Here is a 592-nt window from a genome sequence, read left to right on the forward strand (position 1 = left end):
ATATAAGTGCAACCGATTTACTGCGAGATGATGAGCCCATAAGTAACCCGCTTTACATAACTAAAGAAAGAATAATACTTAGAACCTTTTACGCATACTTTGAAATACTTAACAAATGCAATAGCTTATAACGAAAAGTTAAAGCGTGAACAACGCAATACCGAAGCTACTGCAAACACCTTAATCACTAAAACCAACACACAGTAAAAATGCCACGCGTTGCGAATCCCCCTTAAACAGTTTGTTATGCGGTTGATTTGTTATAAATGTTCGGATGCCAGATTTGCATAAGTATTTCTGGGTTCTCAATAGGCTTAAAACCGTACTGTGAATACAAGCCATGAGCATCTCTCGTGGCTAGAACCATTCGTCTTAAGCCTTGCAGATCAGGATGTTCAACGACTGTTTTGACTAGCCATTTACTCAACCCTATCCCTCGGTGAGATTCAAGAATGAATACATCGGCTAAGTACGCAAATGTTGCCTTATCAGTAATCAAGCGGGCAAAGCCGACTTGAGAGCCTGAACTTTCAAACACCCCAAAACAGAATGAATTTAGTACAGCTTTTTCCAATGCGCTCTTAGGGATACC

The 592-nt window shown here is 40.0% G+C and carries 1 protein-coding gene; it reads right to left on the reverse strand.

Annotated elements, in window-relative coordinates; translation table 11 throughout:
• Positions 1-244: 244 nt before the first annotated feature.
• Positions 245-592: GNAT family N-acetyltransferase (locus AB4496_RS29150; protein WP_372133605.1), on the reverse strand; the 348-nt coding region annotated here is incomplete at its 5' end.

The organism is Vibrio sp. 10N.222.46.A1, assembly GCF_041473595.1.
GTDB lineage: Bacteria > Pseudomonadota > Gammaproteobacteria > Enterobacterales > Vibrionaceae > Vibrio > Vibrio tasmaniensis_A.